Here is a 502-nt window from a genome sequence, read left to right as displayed (position 1 = left end):
TTTCGAAGTGGGTTACAGGACGAAGGTTGACCATCTTAATGGAGCGCTGTGCTTTTGTGGTGCAGAGCTTCATGATCGGCGGCTGAATCAGCGGAACCAGGGACATGTAAGAGTAAGCGGCAACTGCGATAGCACCCAAGAGGTGTGGAGCCAGTTTAGTTGTCAGGTAAATAGCGGTCGGGCCATCAGCGCCGCCGATGATGCCGATGGAAGCTGCTTCCTGGACATTGAAGCCGAGGAGCATAGCGCCGGCCAGAGCGACGAATACGCCGATCTGAGCAGCTGCGCCCAGAAGAACCGTCTTCGGGTTAGCGATAAGCGGACCAAAGTCCGTCATGGCACCTACGCCCATGAAAATCAGCGGCGGGAAAATTTCATACTTAATACCAAATCCAATGGCCATCATAACGCCCATATCGGTTTCAAAGCCGGTGTTCGGGAAGTTAGCCATAATATCGCCGAATGCGATTGGCAGAAGCAGAAGAGGTTCATATTCTTTTGC

Annotated in this window: 1 protein-coding gene; it reads right to left on the bottom strand. The window is 52.6% G+C overall.

The annotated features are described in order from the left end of the window. The coding region (locus tag M3200_RS03245) for a sodium ion-translocating decarboxylase subunit beta (protein WP_288178108.1) at positions 1 to 502 on the bottom strand (502 nt) is incomplete at both ends.

Origin of the sequence: Dialister sp. CAG:357, from assembly GCF_000435155.1 — a bacterium.
Lineage (GTDB): Bacteria > Bacillota > Negativicutes > Veillonellales > Dialisteraceae > Dialister > Dialister hominis.
Note: the sequence above shows the minus strand (reverse complement) of the source record. Positions and strands in the feature narration are given on the sequence as shown.